The sequence below is a fragment of the Limosilactobacillus galli genome (assembly GCF_947381495.1).
In the GTDB taxonomy this organism is placed as follows: Bacteria; Bacillota; Bacilli; order Lactobacillales; family Lactobacillaceae; genus Limosilactobacillus; species Limosilactobacillus galli.
Map to the genome: position 1 here is coordinate 1 of NZ_CANCWK010000107.1, position 502 is coordinate 502.

Here is a 502-nt window from a genome sequence, read left to right on the forward strand (position 1 = left end):
AAATCAATGGTACAGCAAGTAACAAAAAACGATAAAGATAAGAATTCATCTTATCCTTACCGAATATCATAGAACCATAATAAAAAGCTTATTTATCAGCTCACTTGTAAGAGCTAATAAATAAGCTTTATTTTTTACTTCAATTGTCCAGCGTTATCAAATTCATAGAGATGACCATCGATGTATTGTGGCCCTGTAACCGCATGTCCGTCATTAGTGAAGTAGTACCAGTGTCCATTAATTGATTGCCATCCGATCCGCATAGCGCCAAAGTAACCGTCGTGATCAGTACGCAGATCATATAACTTACCATTGATCCACTGAAGGCCTGTCAGCATGTTTCCTTTATCGTTGATGTAGTACCGGTGGTTATCGATGTTCTGCCAACCCTTGTATTGCCAAGCATTGACTGGATCGAAATAGAACCAGTTGTTATCAAGCCACTGCCAACCACGCAATGCCCAGGCATTGTTCTGATCAAAGTAGTACCAACGACCGTTAA

The 502-nt window shown here is 39.8% G+C and carries 1 pseudogene; it reads right to left on the reverse strand.

Annotated elements, in window-relative coordinates:
* Positions 1 to 134: 134 nt before the first annotated feature.
* A pseudogene (locus tag QOS10_RS09470) lies at positions 135 to 502 on the reverse strand (hypothetical protein); the annotation flags it as partial.